This is a genomic window from Pseudomonas sp. NC02, assembly GCF_002874965.1.
GTDB lineage: Bacteria > Pseudomonadota > Gammaproteobacteria > Pseudomonadales > Pseudomonadaceae > Aquipseudomonas.
Window position 1 is genome coordinate 2,736,316 of record NZ_CP025624.1, and the last position, 23,511, is coordinate 2,759,826.

The 23,511-nt window shown below is 61.2% G+C and carries 18 protein-coding genes, 1 pseudogene and 1 riboswitch; of the genes and pseudogenes, 12 read left to right on the plus strand and 7 right to left on the minus strand.

The annotated features are described in order from the left end of the window. Window positions 1-21: 21 nt before the first annotated feature. Entirely contained in the window at window positions 22-189 is a 168-nt protein-coding gene (locus C0058_RS32785; RefSeq protein WP_168197497.1) for a hypothetical protein, read from the plus strand. 1 nt (window position 190) lies between these two features. Here C0058_RS32785 and C0058_RS12955 read toward each other — a convergent pair whose 3' ends face one another. From C0058_RS12955 to C0058_RS12965, 3 genes are read right to left on the minus strand one after another with little or no spacing between them, the layout of a single operon-like run. Then, complete coding sequence (locus C0058_RS12955; RefSeq protein ID WP_102368738.1) at window positions 191-1,111, minus strand: ABC transporter substrate-binding protein; 921 nt, start codon at window positions 1,109-1,111, stop codon at window positions 191-193. Next, window positions 1,108-1,440, minus strand: a complete 333-nt coding sequence (locus C0058_RS12960; RefSeq protein WP_102368739.1) for a ferredoxin — start codon at window positions 1,438-1,440, stop codon at window positions 1,108-1,110. Before C0058_RS12960 ends, C0058_RS12955 begins: the two co-directional genes overlap by 4 nt. Before the next feature lie 11 nt (window positions 1,441-1,451). Continuing rightward, entirely contained in the window at window positions 1,452-3,386 is a 1,935-nt protein-coding gene (locus C0058_RS12965; RefSeq protein WP_102368740.1) for a TonB-dependent siderophore receptor, read from the minus strand. A 93-nt stretch (window positions 3,387-3,479) separates the two neighbouring features. Further along, window positions 3,480-3,687, minus strand: a riboswitch (cobalamin riboswitch). Between the two features lie 101 nt (window positions 3,688-3,788). Between C0058_RS12965 and lexA the strand changes: the two genes are divergently transcribed. The 6 genes from lexA (at window position 3,789) to C0058_RS12995 (ending at window position 14,022) form a co-directional block, all read left to right on the plus strand. Continuing rightward, window positions 3,789-4,406: a transcriptional repressor LexA gene (gene lexA, locus C0058_RS12970; protein WP_003210482.1), complete on the plus strand. Its 618-nt coding sequence runs from the start codon at window positions 3,789-3,791 to the stop codon at window positions 4,404-4,406. Next, on the plus strand, window positions 4,406-5,017 hold the full coding sequence (gene imuA / locus C0058_RS12975; RefSeq protein ID WP_008432576.1) for a translesion DNA synthesis-associated protein ImuA: 612 nt from the start codon (window positions 4,406-4,408) through the stop codon (window positions 5,015-5,017). The genes lexA and imuA overlap by 1 nt, the downstream gene beginning before the upstream one ends. A 7-nt stretch (window positions 5,018-5,024) precedes the next feature. Beyond that, window positions 5,025-6,440 (plus strand): DNA polymerase Y family protein, encoded by a 1,416-nt coding sequence (locus tag C0058_RS12980; protein WP_102368741.1) that lies wholly within the window; start codon window positions 5,025-5,027, stop codon window positions 6,438-6,440. Then, complete coding sequence (locus C0058_RS12985; protein WP_218274258.1) at window positions 6,416-9,505, plus strand: error-prone DNA polymerase; 3,090 nt, start codon at window positions 6,416-6,418, stop codon at window positions 9,503-9,505. The genes C0058_RS12980 and C0058_RS12985 overlap by 25 nt, the downstream gene beginning before the upstream one ends. A 113-nt stretch (window positions 9,506-9,618) precedes the next feature. After that, window positions 9,619-11,328 (plus strand): ATP-binding protein, encoded by a 1,710-nt coding sequence (locus C0058_RS12990; protein WP_102368743.1) that lies wholly within the window; start codon window positions 9,619-9,621, stop codon window positions 11,326-11,328. A gap of 165 nt (window positions 11,329-11,493) precedes the next feature. Next, complete coding sequence (locus tag C0058_RS12995; RefSeq protein ID WP_102368744.1) at window positions 11,494-14,022, plus strand: excinuclease ABC subunit UvrA; 2,529 nt, start codon at window positions 11,494-11,496, stop codon at window positions 14,020-14,022. A gap of 37 nt (window positions 14,023-14,059) precedes the next feature. On the opposite strand, the gene C0058_RS13000 is transcribed toward C0058_RS12995, so the two are convergent. After that, window positions 14,060-15,007, minus strand: a complete 948-nt coding sequence (locus C0058_RS13000; RefSeq protein WP_087694703.1) for an AraC family transcriptional regulator — start codon at window positions 15,005-15,007, stop codon at window positions 14,060-14,062. A 161-nt stretch (window positions 15,008-15,168) separates the two neighbouring features. Here C0058_RS13000 and C0058_RS13005 point away from each other — a divergent pair, with 161 nt between their 5' ends. The 3 genes from C0058_RS13005 to C0058_RS13015 are packed head-to-tail and all read left to right on the plus strand — an operon-like array spanning window position 15,169 to window position 17,726. Continuing rightward, window positions 15,169-15,597 carry a hypothetical protein gene (locus C0058_RS13005; protein WP_003210496.1) on the plus strand — a complete coding sequence of 143 codons (429 nt, stop codon included), beginning with the start codon at window positions 15,169-15,171 and terminating at the stop codon, window positions 15,595-15,597. A gap of 3 nt (window positions 15,598-15,600) precedes the next feature. Next, complete coding sequence (locus tag C0058_RS13010) at window positions 15,601-17,073, plus strand: M48 family metallopeptidase (RefSeq protein ID WP_023658733.1); 1,473 nt, start codon at window positions 15,601-15,603, stop codon at window positions 17,071-17,073. Beyond that, window positions 17,070-17,726: a hypothetical protein gene (locus tag C0058_RS13015; protein ID WP_003210505.1), complete on the plus strand. Its 657-nt coding sequence runs from the start codon at window positions 17,070-17,072 to the stop codon at window positions 17,724-17,726. Before C0058_RS13010 ends, C0058_RS13015 begins: the two co-directional genes overlap by 4 nt. A 74-nt stretch (window positions 17,727-17,800) precedes the next feature. Here the strand turns inward: C0058_RS13015 and C0058_RS13020 are convergent, their stop codons facing one another. Together C0058_RS13020 and C0058_RS13025 are read right to left on the minus strand one after the other, a co-directional pair. Then, entirely contained in the window at window positions 17,801-18,853 is a 1,053-nt protein-coding gene (locus C0058_RS13020) for a DUF1176 domain-containing protein (RefSeq protein WP_087694702.1), read from the minus strand. A 163-nt stretch (window positions 18,854-19,016) separates the two neighbouring features. Further along, complete coding sequence (locus C0058_RS13025; protein WP_102368745.1) at window positions 19,017-19,778, minus strand: BPL-N domain-containing protein; 762 nt, start codon at window positions 19,776-19,778, stop codon at window positions 19,017-19,019. 333 nt (window positions 19,779-20,111) lie between these two features. On the opposite strand from C0058_RS13025, the gene C0058_RS33025 reads away from it, so the two are divergent. After that, complete coding sequence (locus C0058_RS33025) at window positions 20,112-20,420, plus strand: hypothetical protein (protein WP_003210510.1); 309 nt, start codon at window positions 20,112-20,114, stop codon at window positions 20,418-20,420. A 618-nt stretch (window positions 20,421-21,038) separates the two neighbouring features. Then, window positions 21,039-21,515 carry a GNAT family N-acetyltransferase gene (locus tag C0058_RS13035; RefSeq protein ID WP_003214507.1) on the plus strand — a complete coding sequence of 159 codons (477 nt, stop codon included), beginning with the start codon at window positions 21,039-21,041 and terminating at the stop codon, window positions 21,513-21,515. Between the two features lie 256 nt (window positions 21,516-21,771). Here the strand turns inward: C0058_RS13035 and C0058_RS13040 are convergent. Then, a pseudogene (locus C0058_RS13040) lies at window positions 21,772-23,202 on the minus strand (IS1182 family transposase). Window positions 23,203-23,511 lie beyond the last annotated feature (309 nt).

The window sequence follows — 23,511 nt, forward strand, 5'->3', positions numbered from 1 at the left end:
CCGGTAGTCACTGAGGCCGGGATGAGTGATATCTCGGCCACCAAGTGCGAGCTCTATCACCCTGATCTGTCAGGCCAGGAGCTGGAGGCGATTAAAAGTACGAAGCGCTCAGCATTGGAAACCTACAGCGTTTCACAACTTTGGTCGGTGGCATGGACTGAGGAAATTGGTCAGACGCTTCGCTCGTGAATTATTCAGCCAGTTGTTTGAATTGCCTCGCCAACTCCAACACGACTCGGCCGCTATTCGCGGTAGGCACCAAATGGGTAAAGGGAATATCGATCATCCGGTTCTCCCGCACCGCCCGCAAACGCGACAGCACCGGGTCGGTGGTCAGCAACTGACGTTTGCGGCTGGCCGGTGACCACAGCGCATCTGCCAGCAAGATCACATCCGGGTCACTCATCAGCAGGGTTTCGCTGCTCACGGTGACGCGGTATTGGTTGATCCCGGCAAATAAATTGCGCGCACCAGCAGCCGCCACCAACGTGGTGACAAAACCACGCCGACCCTCGCTGTCCAACCCGTTGACCTCACTGTCCAGGTAAAACACCGACAGCGGTTTACCCTCACCAGCCAGCGCCTGGGCACTGGCCAGGTCGGCGTCCATGGCATCGCTCAACGCCCGCGCCCGTGGCTGTTTATGCACCAGTGCGCCAAGGGTGAACAGGTCGTTGCGGATATGCCCGAAGTAATCCAGCGAATGCCCGTCGCACGCCGACTCCAGCAAATACGACCCAACCCCGTTGCCTGCCAACCCTGTGCGGGAAGTAACGCCGGCGCCAAAGGCAGTGGCGAATCCACCGACCACCAGATCCGGTTTCTGCGCATAGAGCACTTCGCTGGACGGGTACTTGGGCGCAATCACCGGCACGCCGAAATACTCGCCGTGTCGGTGGGCCACACCGTTGTCATCCAGATACGCCACGCCCACCAATGCGGGACCGACATCCAGCGCCAATAACAGGTCGGCCGCATGCTGATTGAGGGCCACGATGCGCGAAGGCGGTGAGTGGGCGGCCGTCCAATCCTGGTTGCAGTTGCGAAAGCTGTCGGCCAATACCGATGGCGCGCAGAGCAGGGCGCCCAACAGCAACCACGACGCTTTCATGGGCGCTCCTTGATCAGCAGATCCTCTACGACTTCGCCGCCCACCAGATGCACCTCCACCAGCCGTTGCACATCGTCTTTGTTGTGCACGCCGTACCAGCAAGTGTCCGGGTACACCGTCACGATCGGCCCCAGGTTGCACGGGAACTGGCAGTGGGTGCGGGTCAACAGTACGCCGCCAGGCTTTTCGATGCAGTTGTGTTGCAGCAGGTGGCGGCGCAGGGTTTTCCACAGTTGCAACGCGCCACGCTGCGTACAGCGCGGGCCAGTGCACAGGAACACGTGACGGGCGTGGTCAGGCACGTGGGACCAGTCCGGATGAGTTTCCACGGGCGTACTCATCAGAAGCGATACGTGTAGCGTACTTCGGAGGTGAACGGCCGCCCGAGGTTGTCGACGTTGCTGGCGCGGCTGGTGACGTAATCGCGGTCGAACAGGTTCTCTACCAGCAGGCTCACGCGGTGTTGGTGGGCGTTGTCGAGATAGCGATAGGCGTCGGCATCCACCACGGTGTAGTTACCGTACTCGACCTTTTTCGAGCTGACGATATCGCCGATGTAACGCACGGCGGTGCCGGCGCCCCACAGGCGGTCCGCCGATTCATAGCCGACCCGCGAGCGGGCGAAGAAGCCCGGGATATCGTTGATGGTGACACCCGCACGGGACTCGGTGAGGTTGCGGGTCATGTCGGCCTGCACGCTCCATTGTTCATTGAGCTGCAGCTTGGCGTCGGCCTCGAAACCACGCATCTGGATCTGCCCCTGGCCGTTGACCCACTGGATATCGTCCAGGGTGATCAGGTCGGTGATCTTGCGTTTGAACAGCGTGACGCTGGCGCTGAAGTCCCGGGCCAGCAGGCTGCCCTTGTAGTCGACGCCCAGTTCGGCGTTGCGGCTCTTCTCCGGCTTGAGGTTGCGGTTGCCTTTTTCATCGTCTTCGTTGACGAACAGTTGCTCGGCATTCGGCAGTTTGTAGGCAGTGCCGTATTGGCCGCGCAGGGCCCAGTTGTCGTTGAGGTCGTAGAGCGAAGTGAGCATGCCGACGGTGGCGCTGTCGCCGCCGCTCATGGCTTCGTGGCGTACGCCGATGCTCGGGTGCCAGTTCGGCAGGGCTTCGATAGTCGGGCGCAGTTGGGTGTACAGCGCGTGGGCCTGGGCCTTGTTGTCGTCGATGATCAATACATCGTCCTGGCCCTTGAACCACTGGTTATCGGACCCGAATACCAGCACGTGCTCGCCGGGCAGCACGGCCTTGCCTTCGGCCTGCACGCCCCAGTCGGTGAAGCCCCAGTAGTCGTTGTGGTTGATGGCCCGGGTGCCGCCGCCTTCGATATTGTTGATGCGGGTATAGCGCGTGTCCCAATCGTTGATATGCCCTTTGACGAAGTAGCTCAGGCGCTCGTTGAGGGTTTGCTCGAAGGTCGCCGTAGCGATTTGTTGTACGCGGTCGTTGGTGGTCTTGTGGTTGTCCACCGGGCGGGCGAAATCGAGGTTGGCGTCGGCGTACTGGTAAAACAGCTCAAGGCGCGTGCCATCGCCAAACGACTGGATCGCCTTGGTGCCGAAGGTGGTGACTTCGTAGGAGCGTTTCTTGTCGCTGACGTTTTTCATGTCGCGGTTGCGAAACGGCTGGTAGCCCTCGGAGGCGTTGCGGCTGACGTAGGCCAGCAAGCCGAGGTCGCCAAATCCGTTATTGAAAATCTTCTCGACCCGGGCGTCGCCGGTGGTGCCGCCGAAGGTGTCGGCACCCAGGTTCACCTCGCCGGACGCCTCGCGGGTTTGCGGGCTGCGGGTGACGATGTTGATCACTCCCGACACCGCCTGGGTGCCGAACAGCAGGCTCTGGCCACCCTTGAGCACTTCGATGCGCTCGATGGCGTTGGCGGGCAGGGTGTCCAGGTACAGGCCGCCGTACAGGCGGTTGTTCAGGCGCACGCCGTCCAGCAGGATCAACGTGTCATCGTTGCGCCCGCCCAGCAGGGAATAGGTGCCGTAGTCGAACGGACCGTTCTTGGGGGCCACGTACAGGCCGGGGATGAACATCTGCATCACGCGCGACACATCGGCGGCGGGGCCGGCGCGTTCGATCTGTTCGCGGGTGACGATCTCGACCTTGCTGCCGTACTGGGCCATGTCGGCCACGGTAGTGGATTCCACCGACGGTGCGGAAATGATCTGCTGCTTGAGCTCAAGGGGAGGGTCGTCGGCCAGCAGCAGGGGGCTGAACAGGCAGCCGAGCAGCAGGCTGGGCACGGAAGTATTGTAAGGTCGAATCATAGTCTTCTCGGAAAAGTATCTTTCGCGAAAAGCACGCACGAGTAGGCACCGAGCACACGCCAATACCGGCCCATGCCCGCCCACCGCAGGATTTTGCCAAACAGAATTCCAGGCCGGTCTCCGGGCTCACGCGTATGGACACCTTCACCTTCCCATGGCGCGCAGGCCACAGTGGTGTGTCGAAGGGGTCACGCGTCTACCGTTGCGGGGGCAGCACCGGACTGGCTCGAAAAGAGCGGCACCGGTTTCCCGTTTCACCCCATGCACGGCGGCATGAGGCACCTGAAACAGGCCGGCATCTGAACATTCGAAAGACCGTTCGTCAACTTGGCGGGTACTTTTCCGGCGGTTGCCAGGGAAGCGACTGACGGATATTGCCAGAAAATTCCCACAGGAGTACAAATGTACTCCATGAAGAATCTAACGCCCCGCCGTACCGCCATCCTGACCTTTATCCGCGACCGTATCGCGCAGCAAGGCCAGTCCCCCAGCCTCGCCGAGATCGCCGAGGCGTTCGGCTTTGCCTCCCGCAGCGTGGCGCGCAAGCATGTGCTGGCGCTGACCGAGGGCGGCTTTATCGAGGTCAACCCGAACCAGGCGCGCGGCATCCGCCTGCTCAATCAACCGGCGCGGCCGGAGCTGTTGGATATTCCGGTGCTCGGCCGGGTGGCCGCCGGTTTGCCCATTGGCGCCGATGCCGAAGTGCACAACCGTCTATTGCTCGACCCGGGCATGTTCGCGAAAACCCCGGATTACCTGCTGCGGGTGCAGGGCGATTCGATGATCGAAGATGGCATCCTCGATGGCGACCTGGTAGGCGTACGCCGCAGTGCCGAGGCCTTGAACGGGCAGATCGTGGTGGCACGCCTGGACGGTGAAGTCACCATCAAACGTTTCGAACACGTGGGCGAGCGCGTGCGCCTGCTGCCGCGCAACCCCGCCTATCAACCCATCGTGGTGCGGCCCGATCAGGACCTGGCCATCGAAGGGGTGTTCTGCGGCCTGGTGAGGCAAGGCTGATGGGCGCCGTCGTTGCACTGGACTCGCTGTTCAATGGCGGCCGGGTCTGGAAAGGCCGGCCCGCCGCGCCGCCGGCCAGCGTCCATCCCACCGGGCTTGCGGCCCTGGATGCGGTGCTGCCCAGCGGTGGCTGGCCGGAAGCGGCGTTGAGCGAAATCCTGATGGCGAAGGAGGGCGTGGGCGAGTTGCAGCTGGTGTGGCCGACCCTGGCACGGTTGGCGGCGGCCGGTGAGCGCATCGTGCTGGTGGCGCCGCCCTACACGCCGTACCCCCACGCCTGGCAAAACGCCGGGGTGGATGTGCGCCAGCTGTCAGTGATCCAGGCCGATGAACGCGATGCCTTGTGGGCAGTGGAGCAATGCCTGCGTTCCGGCAGCTGTGGCGCGGTGCTGTGCTGGCCGCGCAAGGCCGATGACCGCGCCTTGCGCCGCTTGCAGGTGGCGGCGGAAACCGGCCAGACCCTGGCCTTTGCCTGGCGCTCCTTGAACGAGGCCATCAACCCGTCACCGGCCGCCTTGCGCCTGGCGGTGGAGGCCAGCCCGGCGCAGGTGCGGGTGCTCAAGTGCCGGGGTGGCCTGGCCCATCCCGCGCCCATTGCGCTTGGGCACTGAGGTTGGCATGCGCTGGGTGTGTATTGTGTTCCCGCAATTGGCGCTGGACGGGGTGCTGCGTTCGCGCCCCGAACCGGACCAGCCGTTGGCCCTGCTGGCCGGCACGCCGCAGCGGCGGGTGCTGCAAACCGTCAATGACGCCGCGCGCAAACTCGGCCTGCGCCCCGGCCAGTCGCTGACGGCGGCCCATGCCTTGACCAAGGCTTTTGCCTGCGCCGAATACGACCCGGCGCAGATCGAATACTGGCAGCAGTTTCTCGCCGCCTGGGCCTACCGTTTCAGCTCCCAGGTCAGCGTGTTCTACCCACGGGCGTTGCTGTTCGAGATCGAGTCGAGCCTGGGCCTGTTCGGGCCCTGGCCGTTGCTCGAAGCGCGCTTGCGCAAGGAGCTGACCGAACTGGGGTTTCGTCATCGCATCGTCGCCGCGCCGAACCCGGCGGCAGCGCGGATATTGGCGAATGCCTACGACGGCCTGGCCGTGGCCGATGAGCAATACCTGCAACACGCCCTGGCACCGATCCCCATCGACCGCGCCGGCCTCGACCCGCAAGCCGCCACCGCATTGTCGCGCATGGGCTTGCGCACCCTGGCCCAAGTGCAGGCGTTGCCTCGGCATACTCTGGCCCGGCGCTTCGACGCTGCGCTGCTCAAGCACCTCGATGCACTGTGCGGCCAACGGCCCCTGGCGCTGGCGTTCTACCAGCCGCCGGACCGGTTTGATGTGCGCATCGAGCTGAATTTTGATGTGTTGTCCCACCAGGCCTTGCTGTTTCCCTTGCGCCGTTTGACTGGCGATCTGTCGGCGTTCCTGTGTGGCCGCGACAGTGGCGTGCAGCGCTTTGACCTGCACCTGGAGCACGCGGCCGAGCCCGACAGTGTGATCAAGGTCGGCCTGCTCAGCGCCGAGCTTGACGCGGCGATGCTGTTCGAACTGGCCCGTGGGCGCCTGGAGCAAGTGCAAGTCACCTCGCCGGTGCGCGGCTTTCGCCTGGTGGCCGAGGACCTGCCGGTGTTTGTGCCCCAGCGCCAGGACCTGTTCGACGAGCGCCCGCAACAAACCCTGCCGTGGGAACAACTGCGCGAACGCCTGCGGGCGCGGCTGGGGGATGAAGCGGTGCAAGGCCTGCGGTTTCACGCCGACCACCGCCCCGAATGCGCCTGGCAAGCCGGTGCAGACACTCGCCCATGCACCCCCTCAAATAACGTGCAGCGCCCGGGCTGGTTGCTGCATGAACCGACGCCTCTGGCCGAGCAAGGTCTACACATCCTGATGGGCCCGGAACGCATCGAGTCCGGCTGGTGGGATGGCGCCGATGTGCGCCGCGATTACTACCTGGTGCGCACCCGCGCCGGCCAGCAGGGCTGGGCTTACCGCACCGTGGGCGAAAGCGGCACGCTGTGGCTGCAAGGCTGGTTTGCATGAAGTACGCGGAGCTGCACTGCCTGTCCAACTTCAGTTTCCAGCGGGGCGCCTCCAGTGCCCGCGAGCTGTTTGAACGGGCCAGGCAGCAGGGCTACGAAGCCCTGGCGATCACCGATGAATGCACCTTGTCGGGCATCGTCCGTGCCTGGCAGGCAGCCAAGGAAGTCGGGTTGCCGCTGATTATCGGCAGCGAGATGCGCCTGGAAAACGGCCCCAAGCTGGTGCTGCTGGTGGAGAACCTGGAAGGCTATCAACACCTGTGCCGGCTGATCACCATCGCCCGTCGCCGTGCGGAAAAAGGTCACTACCGGTTGCTGCAGGAAGACTTCACCGCGGTACACGGCTTGCTCGCGTTATGGATGGTCGAAGACACCGATACCCAGGCCCATATCCAATGGCTGCGCAGCACCTTCACCGATCGCCTGTGGCTGGCGGTGGAACTGCATTGCGGCCAGAACGATGCCCGTCACCTTGAGCAACGCCTGAACCTGGCCGCCAGCCTGCACCTGCCGGCGGTGGCCTGCGGCGATGTGCATATGCATGTGCGCGGTCGCCGTGCGTTGCAAGACACCATGACCGCAATCCGTCACCACGTCCCGGTGGCCGAAGCCGGCGCGCGCCTGCATCCCAATGGTGAACGGCACTTGCGCAGCCTCGATGCATTGGCCGCGCTGTACCCGGCGCACTTGCTGGAAGAGTCCCTGAACATTGCCCGGCGTTGCACCTTTGACCTCGGCCAATTGCGCTATCAATACCCCAGGGAGTTGGTACCTGAAGGCCAGGATGCAAAATCCTGGTTACGCACCTTGACCGAGCAAGGCATCGCCCAGCGTTGGCCGAAAGGGGTCGACGCCAAGACCCTCCAGCAGATCAATAACGAACTGGAACTGATCAGCGACCTCGGCTACGAAAGCTACTTCCTCACCGTACACGACATTGTGCGCTTCGCCCGCAGCCGTTCGATCCTGTGCCAGGGCCGCGGCTCGGCGGCCAACTCGGCGGTGTGTTTTGCCCTGGGCATCACCGAGATCGACCCGAGCCTGATGAACATGCTGTTCGAGCGCTTCCTGTCCCGCGAACGCAACGAGCCGCCGGACATCGACGTGGACTTCGAGCACGAACGCCGCGAAGAAGTGCTGCAATACGTCTTCCAGCGCTACGGGCGCACCCGCGCCGCGTTGACGGCGGTGGTCAGCAGCTACCACGGCGCCGGCGCGGTGCGCGACGTGGCCAAGGCCCTCGGGTTGCCGCCGGATCAGGTCAACGCCCTGGCCGACTGTTGTGGGCGCTGGAGCGACGAAGCACCGCCCCTGGAACGCCTGCGCGAAGGTGGTTTCGACCCCGACAGCCCGGTGCTGCGCCGGGTGCTCACACTCACTCAGCAACTGATCGGCTTCCCCCGGCACCTGTCCCAGCACCCCGGCGGCTTCGTGATTTCCGAACACCCGCTGGACACCCTGGTGCCGGTGGAAAATGCGGCCATGGCCGAGCGCACCATCATCCAGTGGGACAAGGACGACCTCGACGCCGTGGGCCTGCTCAAGGTGGACATCCTCGCGCTGGGCATGCTCAGTGCGATTCGCCGTTGCTTCGACCTGCTGCGCCGCCATCGCAACCGGGACCTGAGCCTGGCTTCGGTGCCCAAGGAAGATGCGGCAACCTACGCGATGATCAGCAAGGCCGACACTATCGGCGTGTTCCAGATTGAGTCGCGGGCGCAGATGTCGATGTTGCCCCGCCTGCGACCGGAAAAATTCTACGACCTGGTCATTGAGGTCGCCATCGTGCGGCCGGGGCCCATCCAGGGTGGCATGGTGCATCCGTACCTGCGGCGGCGGAACAAGGAGGAAGAAACCACCTACCCATCGCCGGAACTCAAGTCCGTACTGGAACGAACCCTGGGCATCCCGCTGTTCCAGGAACAGGTCATGCAGATCGCCATGGTCGCCGCCGATTACACCCCCGGCGAAGCCGACCAACTGCGCCGTTCCATGGCCGCCTGGAAACGCCACGGCGGCCTCGAACCCCATCAGCAACGCCTGCGCACCGGCATGCTGAAAAACGGCTACAGCGAAGCCTTCGCCGCGCAGATCTTCGAGCAGATCAAGGGCTTTGGCAGCTATGGTTTTCCCGAGTCCCACGCCGCCAGTTTCGCCTTGCTGACCTATGCCAGTTGCTGGCTCAAATGCCATGAACCGGCAGCGTTCGCCTGCGCCCTGATCAACAGCTGGCCCATGGGTTTCTACAGCCCCGACCAGATCCTGCAGGACGCCCGTCGCCATCATTTGCAGATCCGCCCGGTGGATGTGCAGGCCAGTGACTGGGATTGCAGCCTTGAGCCGATCGAAGGCCAGCAACCGGCGATTCGCATGGGCTTGCGCATGATCTCCGGGTTTCGCGAAGAGGACGGCCGGCGTATCGAAACGGCGCGCCAGGCCCGGGCGTTTTTTGATATTGCCGACTTGGGCGAGCGTGCCCAATTGGACACTCGCGCCCAGGAATTGCTGGCGGATGCCGGTGCCTTGCGCGGCCTGGCCGGGCATCGGCACCGGGCGCGTTGGGAGGTGGCCGGGGTGCAGAAACAACTGGGCCTGTTTGCCGGTATCGCCAGCCCGGAAGAGGCGGTGGTGGAGCTGCCGCAACCGACAGTCGGCGAAGATTTGTATGCCGACTACGCCAGCGTCGGCACCACCCTGGGCCCACACCCGTTGGCGCTGTTGCGCGATGAACTGCGCGCGCGGCGTTGCCGCAGTTCCAGGGAGTTGCTGCAGGTTGAGCATGGCCGCAACGTCAGTGTCGCCGGCCTGGTCACCGGTCGACAACGCCCTGGCACGGCCAGCGGCGTTACCTTTGTCACCCTGGAAGATGAGTTCGGCAATATCAATGTGGTGGTCTGGCGCGATTTGGCCGAGCGCCAACGCCAGGCGCTGGTGGGCTCGCGGTTGCTCAAGGTCGATGGCCGCTGGGAAGCGGTGGGGGAGGTTCGGCACCTGATCGCCGGGCGCTTGACCGACCTGACCCCGTTGCTGTCGGGCATCAGTGTGCGCAGCCGGGACTTTCGCTGAGCCGGCCCTTGCTCCTTCCTGCCGGCATAAGCAATATGCGATGAAACCAACCGCCACTGCCGGGCTCAAAGTTTTCATTGCCGCCCACCTTTTATCTTTTGCAGAGCCGACCGATGCAGTTTTTATCCAATACCCACGGCTGTGAGGGTTGGGCTGGGGAAATGGCCCAGAGGATTCGTGCTTTCGATTGGTCCACCACCGACCTCGGCCCGATGAGTGCCTGGCCCTCCAGCCTGACCAGCGCCGTGCAGATGATGCTGGCATCGCCCATGCCCATGGTGATGCTGTGGGGGCACGCCGGTTACATGATCTACAACGACAGCTATTCGGTGTTTGCCGGCGGTCGCCACCCTTATCTGCTGGGTGCGCCGGTGGAACTGGGCTGGCCGGAAGTCGCCGACTTCAACCGCAATGTGGTCGACACCTGCCTGGCCGGCGGCACCTTGTCCTACCGCAATCTGCCCCTGGAACTGTTGCGCGACGGCCGCCCGGAAGAAGTCTGGATGGACCTGTATTACAGCCCCGTGGCCGGTGACGACCAACGACCGGCCGGGGTCCTGGCGATTGTAGTGGAGACCACCGAACATATGATCTCCGAGCGCCTGCGCCAGGAACTCACCCACAACCTGGAGCAGCGCGTGGCCGCGGAGGTGCAAGCCCGTTCCGCCGCCGAAGAACAGTTGCGTCAATCACAGAAGCTGGAAGCCATCGGCGGCCTGACCGGCGGCGTGGCCCACGACTTCAACAACCTGCTGCAAGTGGTCGCCGGCAACCTGCACCTGCTGGCCCGGCATGAGCCGGACAACCCCCAGGTGCAGCGCCGTGTCAGCGCCGCCATCGCGGCAGTGGAACGTGGGGCCAAGCTGACCTCGCAACTGCTGGCCTTCGCCCGTCGCCAGCCATTGTCACCGGCGGTGTACAACCCGCTGCGCATCTATGAAGGCCTGGGCGAGCTGCTGCAGCGGGCGCTGGGAGAAACCATCCACATTGATGTGCAACTGCCCCAGGATCCATGGTGCATTAACGTCGACCGCAACCAACTGGAAAACGCACTGCTCAACCTGGCGATCAACGCCCGGGATGCCATGAAAGGCGAGGGCGTGATTCGGATCACCGGCGAAAACATTATTCTCAACCCTCCGGATTGCGCCGGTAAAAGCATCAACCCCGGTGAATATGTGCGCCTGGCCGTCGCCGACAGCGGCGCCGGCATGTCACCAACGATCCTGGCACGGGCCTTCGAACCGTTTTTCACCACCAAGCCGAATGGCCACGGTACCGGCCTGGGCCTGAGCATGGTGTTCGGGTTCGTGCGCCAAAGTGGCGGGCATGTTGAGGTCGAGAGCGTGGAGGGCAGCGGTACCGTGGTGCAGATGTATTTCCCGCGCAATTTGGGAGAGCCGGAAAACCACGATGCGCCCGTCGAGCTCACACAACCCACCGGCGGCCATGAGACGATCCTGGTGGTTGAGGACAACGAAGGCGTACGCGCGGCCGCGGTGGAATTGCTCGAACAATCCGGCTACACCGTGCTCACCGCCGAAGACGGCGACCGGGCCATGCTGATGCTCCAGGCCGGCCTGCAACCGGACCTGATCTTCACCGACGTGGTGATGCCGGGCCGGGTCAAAAGCACCGACCTGGCCGAGTGGGCGCGCAGGCAAGTGCCGGCGATAGCGGTGCTGTTTACCTCCGGGCATACCCGCGACATTCTTTCCAGCAACCACCTGCTGGGCAACGACATTCACCTGCTGAGCAAACCCTATGGCCCGGATGACTTGGCGCAACGGGTGCGCTCGGTACTGACCTCCCGAATGATGTGACGAATGAAGATCCAGCCAGCAACACCAAACCACTGTGGGGGCCGGGCTTGCCCGCGATGGCGGAGTGTCAGGCACCCCATCCGGTAACTGGCACACCGTCATCGCGGGCAAGCCCGGCTCCCACAGTTGATCTTCACTGCCTTGAACACACCGATAAGGTTACCCATGACTTCCCAGCGCAACCTGCCACCAGACACCTCACTCACCACCCAACGCCCTGGCTTCGTGCGGGTACGAGGTGCCCGGGAACACAACCTGCGCAACGTCGACGTGGACATCCCCCGCGACGCCCTGGTGGTGTTCACCGGCGTGTCAGGCTCCGGCAAGTCCTCGCTGGCATTCTCCACCGTCTACGCCGAAGCCCAGCGCCGCTACTTCGAATCCGTGGCGCCCTACGCCCGCCGCCTGATCGACCAGGTCGGCGTACCGGACGTCGACTCCATCGAAGGCCTGCCGCCCGCCGTGGCCCTGCAACAACAGCGCGGTACACCCAGCACACGTTCATCAGTGGGCAGCGTCACCACCTTGTCCAGCCTGATCCGCATGCTCTACTCCCGCGCCGGCAGTTACCCGGCGGGGCAACCGATGCTGTACGCCGAAGACTTTTCCCCCAACCTGCCCCAGGGCGCCTGCCCGCAATGCCACGGCCTGGGCCGCGTGTACGAAGTGACCGAAGCCCTGATGGTGCCCGATCCTTCCCTAACCATCCGCCAGCGCGCCGTGGCGTCCTGGCCGTTGGCGTGGCAAGGCCAGAACCAGCGCGACATCCTCGTCACCCTGGGTTACGACGTCGACATCCCGTGGCGCGACCTGCCGAAAAAGCAGCGCGACTGGATCCTCTTCACCGAAGAAACCCCCACCGTACCGGTGTACGCCGGCTTCACACCGGCCCAGACCCGCGACGCCCTCAAACGCAAACTCGAGCCCAGCTACCAGGGCACCTTCACCGGCGCCCGCCGCTACATCCTGCACACCTTCACCCACTCCCAAAGCGCCCTGATGAAAAAGCGCGTGTCGCAGTTCATGCAAGGCAGCCCGTGCCCGCTGTGTGAAGGCAAACGCCTGAACAAGGCCGCGCTGTCGGTGAAGTTTGCCGGCGTGGACATTGGCGAACTGTCGCAAATGTCCCTGCTGCAACTCGCCGAACTGCTGCGCCCGGTGGCTGAAGGGCAGGGCGATAAAAAGCTCTCCGTGGAAAAACGCCTGGCCGCCCAACGCATCGCCCAGGACCTGCTCGAACGCGTCAGCACCCTGACCGACCTCGGCCTCGGCTACCTGGCCCTGGAACGCAGCACGCCAACCCTGTCCTCCGGCGAACTGCAACGCCTGCGCCTGGCCACCCAACTGGGCTCGCAACTGTTCGGCGTGATCTACGTGCTCGACGAACCTTCCGCCGGCCTGCACCCTGCCGATGGCGAAGCCCTGTTCGCCGCCCTCGACCGCCTGAAGGCCGCCGGCAACTCACTGTTCGTGGTGGAACACGACCTGGAAACCATGCGCCGGGCCGACTGGCTGATCGACGTCGGCCCGGCTGCCGGCGAGCACGGCGGCCAGGTCCTGTACAGCGGCCCACCCGCCGGCCTGGCGCAGGTCGAAGCCTCGCAAACCCGCGAATACCTGTTCGCCGAAAAACGCCCGGTCAGCCAACCACCGCGCCAACCCACCGGCTGGCTGAGCCTGGAAAGCGTCACGCGCAACAACCTCAACGACCTCAGCGTGGACTTTCCCCTGGGCTGCTTCACCGCCGTCACCGGCATTTCCGGCTCGGGCAAATCCAGCCTCGTCAGCCAGGCGCTGTTGGAACTGGTAGGCGCAGGCCTGGGCCGCGTGGTGGAAACCGAAGACGAACCCAGCCTCGAAGACGACGCCCCGCAAACCAGCGGCGGCCGCATCAGTGGCGGCCTGGAACACATCCGCCGCCTGGTCCAGGTGGACCAAAAACCCATCGGCCGCACACCGCGTTCCAACCTCGCGACCTACACCGGCCTGTTCGACAATGTACGCAAACTGTTCGCCGCCACACCGGCGGCGAAAAAGCGCCATTTCGACGCCGGGCAATTCTCCTTCAACGTCGCCAAAGGCCGCTGCCCGAACTGCGAAGGCGAGGGGTTTGTCAGCGTTGAATTGCTGTTCATGCCCAGCGTGTACGCGCCATGCCCGACGTGCCACGGAGCGCGGTACAACCCGGAAACGTTAGCAATCAAGTGGGAAGGGCTGACCATCGCCCAGGTACTGGGGCTGACGGTTGAACAGGCGGTAGGGGTATTTGCCGAAGAGCCGGGTGTGCTGCGCTCGCTGCAAGTGCTGCGGGATATTGGCTTGGGGTATTTGCGCCTTGGCCAGCCGGCCACGGAGCTGTCGGGCGGGGAGGCGCAGCGCATCAAGCTGGCGACCGAGCTGCAACGCAATGCCCGGGGCGCGACGTTGTATGTGCTGGATGAACCGACGACCGGGCTGCATCCGCGGGATGTGGATCGGTTGTTGAGCCAGTTGAATCATCTGGTGGAGGCGGGGCACACGGTGATTGTGGTGGAGCATGAAATGCGCGTGGTGGCCCAGAGTGATTGGGTGATTGATATTGGGCCGGGGGCTGGGGACAGAGGCGGGAAGGTGGTGGTGAGCGGGACGCCGCAGAAGGTGGCGAAGAGTAAGGGGAGCCGGACTGCGCCGTTTTTGGGGCGGGAATTGGGATAGCTAATGGCCGGAAGGGGTCTATTCATGGCTTTGCTCTCTAGCGTTCGGCACCTGGCGGGTGACCAAAGTAGGCCTTGTAGGCATGGTTGAAGTTAGCGGGATTGGCATAGCCCAGGCGGTAGGCGATCTGCGCCACCTGCCACTTGCGCTGACGAAGCAGATTGCGCGCAAGCTCCATGCGTTGCTGGCGCACATAATCCAGCATCGACTGGCCGTAGATTTGACTGAACGCCCGGCGCAGCGTGGTTTCCCCCACACCCAGGCTACGGGCCAGCGCTTGAGTGCCGGGAGGGTCGATCAGGTTGGCATCCAGTTGAAACCGCGCTTCATGGGCCAGGTCTGAATGACCGCGTACCGCAGGTATTGGCCTGGCAGGTTGAGGGGCAAGATGGGCTGCCAGCTCCACCAGCGCTGCCAGGCTCAGGCTTTCCTGATTAAGGCGCTCCAAGGCGCCTTGGTAGGGAGAGTGATATATCCGCTCCAGCAAACGCCCCAGTGCCGGGCACCCGTGCAGTCCCGAAAATTGAACGCCGTCATTGAGCAGGCTGAGTAACGGCTGGAGCGCCGAGTCTTCTTCGGCCAGCTCGCGCAAATAATCGCCTGCGATGCGTAGCCCGGCCATGCGCGCATGACTGCCGGCGGGCAGTTGATCGACGGTTTCCATGCTCTCACTCAGGCCCAGCACATGGACTGCGCCCGTGGTGTATTCATTGAGCACACCGTCGACCCGATGCTGCCACTGGCCGCCGAGCACCTGCACGATGCACACACTGTCGGGCAATACCTTGTGGATCTTCAGCGGCTCGGGGAACTGCAAGTCACAGTCGAAATACTGCAGGTCTGGCCGAACGGTCCGTGCGCGGTAGTGGCCGATGGCAGAACCAATAACCTGACGAGCGCTGTCGTCGAATACGCCGGCCTGGTCCAGGGGACCCGGGTGATCGAAGCAGAAGTGTGTGTCGAGATAAGGATTCTGGCGTTTCATCGAGAAGGGTTTGAGTCATGTCCTTATGTGTTCGCGCCATTGTACCCCGTCACTCGTCGTTGTGAACCGCAGTCTCATTGTTGTGCGCAACGGCCTGCACGGTTGGCAGATCGCCGAGGGTGACTTTCAATGGTCGGCCGTGAAATTCAAGGAACCTGAGTATGCTGATTTATCGCAAATGGGCTGCCGTGCTAAGCATGGTACTGGCCGTCATGACGGGCAATACCTTCGCTCAAGATCGCCCGGAAGTCGCAGATAAGGTCGCTGCGTATTCGGGTGAGGCCGGGGTGAAAGTCTGGACACTGCGTATCGGGGCCCGTGACGAAAATCAGGCACTGGTGCAAGTGGAAGGGGCTGACCACGACTGGAACCTGAAAATCCAAAAGATGTCTGTCGAGAAGACCAGCAAGGACACGCGCTATTACACCACGGTAGACGGTCAGAAGTTCGTCGTACTGATTCTGCAAAACGGCTGGGGAGAGCTGTACTTGCCAGGCGAAGCAAAAGCGCTGGCCGTCGCCTATAACGAGGCGCTGGCGAGTCAGGGCAATGCGCAAGCATTTCTCACTGACTATCTCCAGGCGAACTGAGCCATGAGCCTGTTGAGACGATGGTCGTGGGGCCTGGCGATGTTGCTGCTGCCGCTGGTACTGATGGGCTGGAGCAGCCTTCAGAGCTGGCGTGCCGACAGTACCCTGGAAGAAGCGCAGGTGATGCGCCAATGGCTCGCCAGCCCGAGCGATGAATTGAGGCAGCAACTGCCGCAACAATGGCGCAAAACGCCGGTACTCCCGGACGACAGCCTGCGCGGCTACCTGCAGCGTGAGGTCGCTCGGGCCGATGCCGACCAGGGCTCGGTGCACATGCGCCAGGTCTTGGCGTTTCTCGGTTACTGGCTGGCGGTCGCGGCCGTGCTGGCGGGCTGCGCGACCTGGGTAAAACTGCGCCTGGATGCCTGGCGCGCGTTGCGTTCGCGGGACTTTCTTTATGACCGACTGGTCCTGAGCTGGCGTGCGCTGGGGCAGTGGCTGGTGGTCTACACCGGGTTGATAGTGGGGGCGCTGGCGATGGCCCTGCTGTATGAAGTCAGCTGGGGCTGGAGCAACCGCCAGAACAGCGGCATGGTGATACTGCTGGTGGTGGTGCCCTTGCTGGTGATGCTGTACCTGGGCGTGCTGTTGATTGGGCGCCTGCGTCGGCAATGGCAGGATATGGAAACGCCGCAATCCGGGTTTCTGGGGCGTTCAATCAGCCGGGCCAGCGCCCCGGCCTTATGGGAGTGGATAGAAAAACTGGCAGCCGTCACCCGCGCGCCCGTGCCAGACCACATCGTGATTGGGGTCGACCAATCGTTTTTCGTCACCAGTGTCCAGGTGGCCCTGCAACCCTCGGGGCAACTGTTGACGGGCCGTACGATGTACCTGCCGCTGACTTTCCTGTCGACCTTGAGCCAGGAAGAAGCCGCCTCGATTATCGGCCATGAGCTTGGCCACTTCAGCAGCCGCGACACCGAGCGCGGCAGTGAAGCCGGGGCACGGTTCAGCTTGATGTACATGCATTTCCTGAACATCAGCGCGGTGGATGACATGCCGTCCTGGATCGAACGCCCGGCGATCTGGATGACGTGGCGCTTTCTGCACCACTTCCAGATAGCCGTGCACCATTGGAGTCGTGCGCAGGAATTGGTGGCGGATAAGGTCGGGGCGCAAATTGCCGGCGAGCGGCTGTTTTGCCAGGCGCTGCTGCGCGTCATCGCCCTTGATGCCGAAGTCAACAAACTGCTTGGGCAGCGTACCCACAGCAACTTGATCCAGGCGTTAGCGGACCACCTTCGCCAGGCTCCGGTGATCTTGAACGAGGCGGTGATGGATCATGCGATCGCTCATCCGTTCGATACCCATCCCCCCACTGCCGTGCGCCTGCAGCAACTGGGTGTGGTTCTCGACGACCAGTTGCTGGCCCAGGCAACACGGACGCCCACCGCGCACGACCGGCAGTGGTTCAGTCAACTCACTCATGATCCGCAGTCGGCTGAAGATGCCAACAAGAATGGAGTACCGGTATGAACCACCCTGATGATCCACTGGCCAGCCTGGCCCAATCCCTCACTGAGGATTTTAATCAGCACACTGGCGATCAGTTGCAGGCGGCCATCCAGGAACGCGAGGAGTGGTTGGCCGAGGTTCCCGCAGTCACCGAACTGGCCTACCCACGCAAGGTGCGCCGCACCCTGTTGCTCTTTTCAGTGTTCGCTTTCGTGATGGCTGGCGGGAGTGCATGGGATGGCAAAAACGCGTTCATGGGAGGCATTTTTGCAATCGTGGCGCTGGTTTTGCTCAGCGGGGTGTGGCTGCACCGTCGGGCCGGCGAGGAGATCCTGATGCGCCTGACCCATAGCCACTTGTGGTTTCGCAACCTTGATGCAGAAATCGATCTGCTGGATATCGGTGATATCCACATCAAAGAGGGCCGCATCAAGCTATGGATCACGCTGACATTGCGCGAGGGTGCGCCATTGCCCGCCTGCAAAAACGCTGCGGGCCCCCTGATGCCCCACGTCAAGATCAAGCGCTCCCGGGAGCCTCAGATATGCTTGACGCTGTTCGGCCTGCAACTGAACGGTAAAGTCCTCACCGGCGAACAAGTGCTGGAAATGCTGGACACCTACTGCAACGCGGCGCGTGTAGAGGGTGAGTTGCGGGCGTTGAAGGCTTCCTGAAGGGGTAGGGGGCTACACCCGTTTGTGGCGAGGGCGCTCGCTCCTCGCCACACACATTGATGTATTCGACAGTTTCAGCGACTTGCCTCGGTACGCCACAGCACAGGCCAATGAACCTGCTCCAGCCCCATGCAGGTGTTCATTTCAGCCGCATGCGTCAGCGTGAAACCGTTACCGTCGTAGCGCCAGCGCAGCGCAGTGCCACAACCGCCCATGCCCATCGCCATTGCCTGGCTGCTCAGCTCACCCGTGGCCGGATCAAAATCGACCAGGCCGTTGGGCTCTCTTTCCGGCAGATTTGGCACTTCGGCGACCCGTGCTGGGCGCGCCTGCTCAGGGTGGTCCAGGGGCGCCTGGTAGATATTGTAGAAACAGTTGTATGCCCCACAGCCGGTTTCGATGATCACCAGCGCTTGATCTGCACTCAAGGCATAGGCGTTAGCCTTTGGCGCAACGCCTTCATTCAGATCCGCTTGCCACTCCTTGCGCGTGGCCGCCACCACGGCATCCGCGACTTCTTTTGCCCTGTCCGGGGTTAGCGCAACGGGTGCCTGCCAACTCGGTGCCGGCGGTGCGGCCGGTGCTTGCGGCACGCTGCTGGCGGGCGCCTGCCCCTTGGAAATCAGTGCGTCCTGTGTACCAACGCGCCCCTGGACCGAGTCGATCAGCAAAAGCGCCGCGCTCATCCCGTTTAGCGAGGCGACGGAGGTACCGCCCTCAATGGGTAAAATCAACTCCCGCCCGTTGCGCAACTCTGCAATCAAGGCGTCGGCATTCGTTCCGGTCAGAGCAAACACCTCAGATACCTCACCTTTTTTGAGTTCGCCAGGCTCGAATCGATTTTTCAGCGGCTTGCCATCGAGTGTTGGCTGACCCTGGGGGGCGGTGTAGCTGAACACGCCTACCCGCAAGTCTCCATGTGGGCCGGCTTCACGGGTTACCCGCAGGCTGAACGTCGAGATACCGATATCGTCACGCTCCGGGACGGCACCGATAGCCGTGCAGGCACGCGTGTTATCACAGCCGACAATCCAGTCCTTGATCGAACGCTCCAAAGGGACATTATCGGCGGCGTTCGCACTGGTAACTGCAGCAGCCATCAGGAATATGAGGGGGAGTCGGGTCATCAAACAGGTGCCTGTAGACTGGAAAAACGCTATTAGGGCAGGGTTCTTTGCCAATACCTATTGCATGGCCGTCAGGCACAACAGAAACCCCGGCTGGAACAATCGGTACGGTGTTCCAGCCAGCGCCTGAACGTGGGATGTCGCCAGTCCAGTGCGCTGCACATCAGGGTGACTTTGCGCCGTTGCGCCCCTCAATGCTGCGCACCAACGCCCCAAAAAGCTCACCCCGCGGCATCTTGCTCAAGGGAATATTCGCCTTCTCGAACCACTCCCGATCCGCCTCAGGGTGCGGGCCACTCAGCACCACGACCCCGTTTTCATAGGTGTAACGCGCTGCCGCCACATCACCATTCCGGTAGGTCGCAATGGTTGAAGAAGGCGAGGTCGCGTCAGGCTTGGGGAAGTAAGGCCCATCCTGATAAAAGACGCTATCGGCTTTCCCATCCCACACAACCTGCACCGCCGCGTCCGCAATGCCCGCGACCTCAAACCCAGGCCTGCCCGCCTCTGAATCAAGGTCGTAGGGTATCAGGCCAAAGTTGCTGTCGTCGGCCAGATAAGCACCCATACAAAGCCCCAGGTAGCGCCCACCCTGGGCGACAAAGTCACGAATGGCCTGCACCCGCGCATCCCCCAAACTATCAAGCGCCGCAGGGATGTCCTGACCGCCACCAGGTTGAACGTAGAGGTCATAACGAGCGAGGCTTTGCGGCGTGATGTCGATCGATTCATCGGCACCTACAAAGTCAATCTGCGCATTCGGGCGGACGCGCAGCAGGGCTGTTTTGACATTCTCTGAACATCCCTCGCAGCCCGCCGGGCCTCGGTAGATAGCGACATGGGCGATGGGGGGCGCGGCGTGCACTGAGGAAGGAAGCAGTGTGAAAAACGCAAAGAGCGTCGCGGCGATGGCGTGCAGATTCATGGTTGTAGAGTCGTCTTAGAGCTGATTGGGTCCGATCGGACTTTGTGATTCGAAGCCTAAAGCCAATAGGCAGTTGAAGGAGTTAACATTTGTAAATCGGCTAGGAAAAATTGGGGTTGATGATCGCAACGACGGTTTTCCCATTCACATTTATGGGTTTTCCTTTAGTGCATAAATATCGAAGAGAGCGTTTCTTCCATTTTCAATCCCCGGAATTTTTCAGGCCGTTTGAGTCAGCTCTCGGCCATGCGCGAATGCTATCGGCCAATAGCACACACTCAAGTATCGACTATGCTTGGAGCGATTCAGCCCTGTACCTGAAGGATCTAAACAATGGGGTACCTTGTCGTTGCTCACGCGATGAATGTGAAGCCGGAGTTAGAACCACTTTCTACGTTGCCGGTGAGCATTGGTTGGTCATTGCACCAGGATGAAAACGCCACGTCGTTCTACTTAGACACGTTCAAGGCTGGCGAAGAACGGAAATGGCCCTTTACGTCTATGCCACCCATTAAGGATGTACCACTTGAGCTCCCTCAAGAATTGGCAGCGCTATCGCGGATATACAAAGTGCTTAAGGATGCTCAGCTAGCCGACTACTTCCAAGAGAGCTTTCCTGAATGTGAATTTAGCGCTGAGTAAAAGCCTTCAATTACACGTTTGCAGCTTTTGCACAGATGACGAAGGGCTGGATTTTGTGTGTGTATCGTCGAATGGTGAACTGCAAAGGCTGCGTTGCGTTTGCGGTGATCTGGATATCACCTACGAGCTTGGCACGGTCATGATCCAGCCGCTTCTGATAGATGGGGTTGAAGGCACCGACGCAAGTGGTCTGCATGACCCAGAGAACGGCATTCACGTCTTGAGTCGGAATATAACGCCCTCATCGTTACTGCATGCGGTGGCTTCAGCAGAAACCACTCGCTTTCTACAAACAGAAAGCCCCCCTCTGGGTCTAGGTAGCTTCGATGGTCTGGACGTCGCACCGGTAAAGATTGCTGGCTCTAAGATCGCCTCGCTGAAGCCTGAGGTGGTTGCTCAGAAAGCGTGGTGGAGGCGGTGGTAGTTGTATCGACGACTTCGACCCAAGCCAGGAGGTTTTCCGGGGAAAAGTAGCCAATTATCAGCATCGAAAAATTGGGGCCGATAACGGGGGGCAATTTTCAAAAAGCTACCCGTCACGATGGGCTGCAATCGGCCAAAAGCTGACCTTCGAACAATATTCAAGGGCACCATAAATCAGAAAAAAGAGTAGCGGACATGAAAAAGGAATTTACCCTTCGGACTGCACTGCCAGGAGATGGCCTAGCTATTTTCCATGTCACTCGGCAGTCAATAACCGAGCTGTCGAACGGACTCTATACCCCAGAGCAACTCAATGGCTGGATGGGCGAAAGAACCCCAGAGTTTTATGAGCAACTGATAAAGCAAGGGCAAATGGTCGTGGCGCTGCATCTGGGAAGGATCGTTGGATTTGTGGATTCAGAGCCAGGAGAAGTGACACGGCTTTTTCTTCTTCTCGAGGCCTCCAGTAAGGGGCTCGGTGCTCATTTGCTCAAGACAGGTATTGATAATGCGCGTGGGCCTGGCATCCGCGTCATAAAGGTAGAGTCGACTTTGAATGCTGAAGGCTTCTATAAAAAACATGGCTTTGTGACACAAAAGCACGGTTTTTTCAGCCATGGTGTGGGTGGGCAACCCATAGAAATCATTCACATGGAACTTGAGTTGGAGTGATTTATTCTGCATACCTCCACGGGCGCTTGGAGGAATTTGATTCACTGACGAAAGTCAGCTTTGGGTCGAAATCTGCCGGTCATGAAGGGCAGCAGTCGGCCCAGAGTGTGTAAAAACGCTCAAGGCCTCATCGTCTTGGATCATTGACGTTCGTGGCTGAACGATCGCATGGCAAATGCTGCGTATTGCATCAGTCGCGACCTGGAACACTTCAACGCTGTTTTTACAGCCTCTGGGATGGGCCAAAATCAGCTTTTTATGCCGATAGCGCCTTCATCAAACCGTGAGCACCGATGATTTTCATGACTCGTTTCATGTTGTAGGCGAGCACATTTAAACTCATCTCCGCGCCCACCCCGGCCAGCTTTCGCGTCAGGAAGTGCGTCGCACCCATCCATTGTTTGAGCGTCCCGAAGGGATGCTCAACCGTCCGCTTTCGGACTCGCATCATCTCCGGTGCTTTGCTCAGCCGAAGCTGCATCTCCTCCAATACGGCTTCATGCTCCCAGCGTCGAACACCGCCGGTGTGTGCTCGGTGTGCACTGCGGCTTCATTGCGCAGCCCCGGCATTTCGAACTCCAGTAACGGTGCAACGTCAGGCCTTTTTCAACGTTGGTATAGCGCCAGATCAGCGCCTCTCCAGCCGGGCAAATGTATTCGTTTTTTGCCGCGTCATAGATGAAGGCATCGTTATTGAAACGCCCGTCTGCCTTGGCTCCAGAGGTCATCGGCTTGGGCACATAGGCGGTGATACCTGCATCGTGACAAGCCAGGATTTGTTCGCTTTTGAAGTAACCTCGGTCAGCCACTACCGACAACGTATCTGACGCCATCGCCTCGCGGGCCTGCTTGGCCATTGAGCTGAGTTGATCCCGGTCGGAACCGACGTTGGTCACCTCATGTGCAACGATCAAATGGTGCTGAGTATCGACCGCTGTCTGCACGTTGTAGCCGACGATTCCTGTGCCGCGCGTCATCATGGAACGGGCGTCTGGATCGGTCAGTGAGACCTGTTTATCCGGCGATTCATTGAGCTGGATTTCGATCGCTTGAAGCTCCTTCATTTGAGTTTTGAGCTTGGCGATTTCCTCTTCCAGCCGCCCGGCACTGGGCTCGGAAGCTATGGGTTCTTGCCGCTCGGCAGCATCGAGTGCCGCTAGGTAACGGTTGATACTCGATTCAATTTCTTCCATGCGCCGCTTCAGTTTGGCGTTGGTGAAATTGCGGTCGCGGTTGTTGGCTGCTTTGAATTTACTGCCATCAATGGCGACCAGATGTTCTCCGAACAGCCCCAATTGCTGACATAGCACAACGAACTGGCGACAGACGCCTCTGATGGCCTTGCTGTTGTCTTTTCGGAAGTTGGCGATGGTCTTGAAGTCCGGCATCAAACGCCCGGTCAACCACATCAGTTCGACGTTGCGCTGGGCTTCTCGCTCCAAACGTCGGCTCGACTGGATGCGGTTGAGATAGCCGTAGATGTAGATCTTCAGCAGGATCGCGGGGTGGTAAGCCGGCCGGCCAGTATCAGCTGGAATGGCACCTTCAAAACCCAGATTGACCAGGTCGAGTTCGTCGACGAAGACGTCGACTACCCGCACCGGATTGGTATCGCTGACGTAGTCGTCGAGGCTCTCGGGAAGTAAGGTGCCTTGGCCTCGATGTCACCTTGGATAAAGCGCTTCATGGGCGATCCCTGCGATGAAATCCTCAGAAATCATAGCAAGAGTTCGCGAAGGCGTTTTTACACACTCTGGGCCGAGACTGTGTAAAAAGGCTTCCATCGTACTTAGATCTGCAGCGTTAAATCTTCCAACCTTAATCAGTCACAGGAGCGTTCGTGGCTGGGTTTATCCTAATTATCTTGTGAGGAAAGTAATGGAGGCTCTTCAACGTGCTCCCATTCCAAATACCACTCGTATGTTTCGTTGTCAGCCTTGAATTCATGTTTAACAGTCCTGCCAAGTCTCACTAGCTTTCGAGCCATGTGAGAGGA

Excerpts from the sequence above, each read along its gene's own strand:
- C0058_RS12965 (WP_102368740.1), bottom strand. The coding sequence starts at position 3,386 with ATGATTCGACCTTACAATACTTCCGTGCCCAGCCTGCTGCTCGGCTGC.
- C0058_RS12980 (WP_102368741.1), top strand. The coding sequence starts at position 5,025 with ATGCGCTGGGTGTGTATTGTGTTCCCGCAATTGGCGCTGGACGGGGTG.
- C0058_RS13020 (WP_087694702.1), bottom strand. The coding sequence starts at position 18,853 with ATGACCCGACTCCCCCTCATATTCCTGATGGCTGCTGCAGTTACCAGT.
- C0058_RS13005 (WP_003210496.1), top strand. The coding sequence starts at position 15,169 with ATGCTGATTTATCGCAAATGGGCTGCCGTGCTAAGCATGGTACTGGCC.
- C0058_RS12990 (WP_102368743.1), top strand. The coding sequence starts at position 9,619 with ATGCAGTTTTTATCCAATACCCACGGCTGTGAGGGTTGGGCTGGGGAA.
- C0058_RS32785 (WP_168197497.1), top strand. The coding sequence starts at position 22 with ATGAGTGATATCTCGGCCACCAAGTGCGAGCTCTATCACCCTGATCTG.
- C0058_RS13025 (WP_102368745.1), bottom strand. The coding sequence starts at position 19,778 with ATGAATCTGCACGCCATCGCCGCGACGCTCTTTGCGTTTTTCACACTG.
- C0058_RS12955 (WP_102368738.1), bottom strand. The coding sequence starts at position 1,111 with ATGAAAGCGTCGTGGTTGCTGTTGGGCGCCCTGCTCTGCGCGCCATCG.
- C0058_RS13010 (WP_023658733.1), top strand. The coding sequence starts at position 15,601 with ATGAGCCTGTTGAGACGATGGTCGTGGGGCCTGGCGATGTTGCTGCTG.
- imuA (WP_008432576.1), top strand. The coding sequence starts at position 4,406 with ATGGGCGCCGTCGTTGCACTGGACTCGCTGTTCAATGGCGGCCGGGTC.
- lexA (WP_003210482.1), top strand. The coding sequence starts at position 3,789 with ATGTACTCCATGAAGAATCTAACGCCCCGCCGTACCGCCATCCTGACC.
- C0058_RS13000 (WP_087694703.1), bottom strand. The coding sequence starts at position 15,007 with ATGAAACGCCAGAATCCTTATCTCGACACACACTTCTGCTTCGATCAC.
- C0058_RS12995 (WP_102368744.1), top strand. The coding sequence starts at position 11,494 with ATGACTTCCCAGCGCAACCTGCCACCAGACACCTCACTCACCACCCAA.
- C0058_RS13015 (WP_003210505.1), top strand. The coding sequence starts at position 17,070 with ATGAACCACCCTGATGATCCACTGGCCAGCCTGGCCCAATCCCTCACT.
- C0058_RS13035 (WP_003214507.1), top strand. The coding sequence starts at position 21,039 with ATGAAAAAGGAATTTACCCTTCGGACTGCACTGCCAGGAGATGGCCTA.
- C0058_RS33025 (WP_003210510.1), top strand. The coding sequence starts at position 20,112 with ATGGGGTACCTTGTCGTTGCTCACGCGATGAATGTGAAGCCGGAGTTA.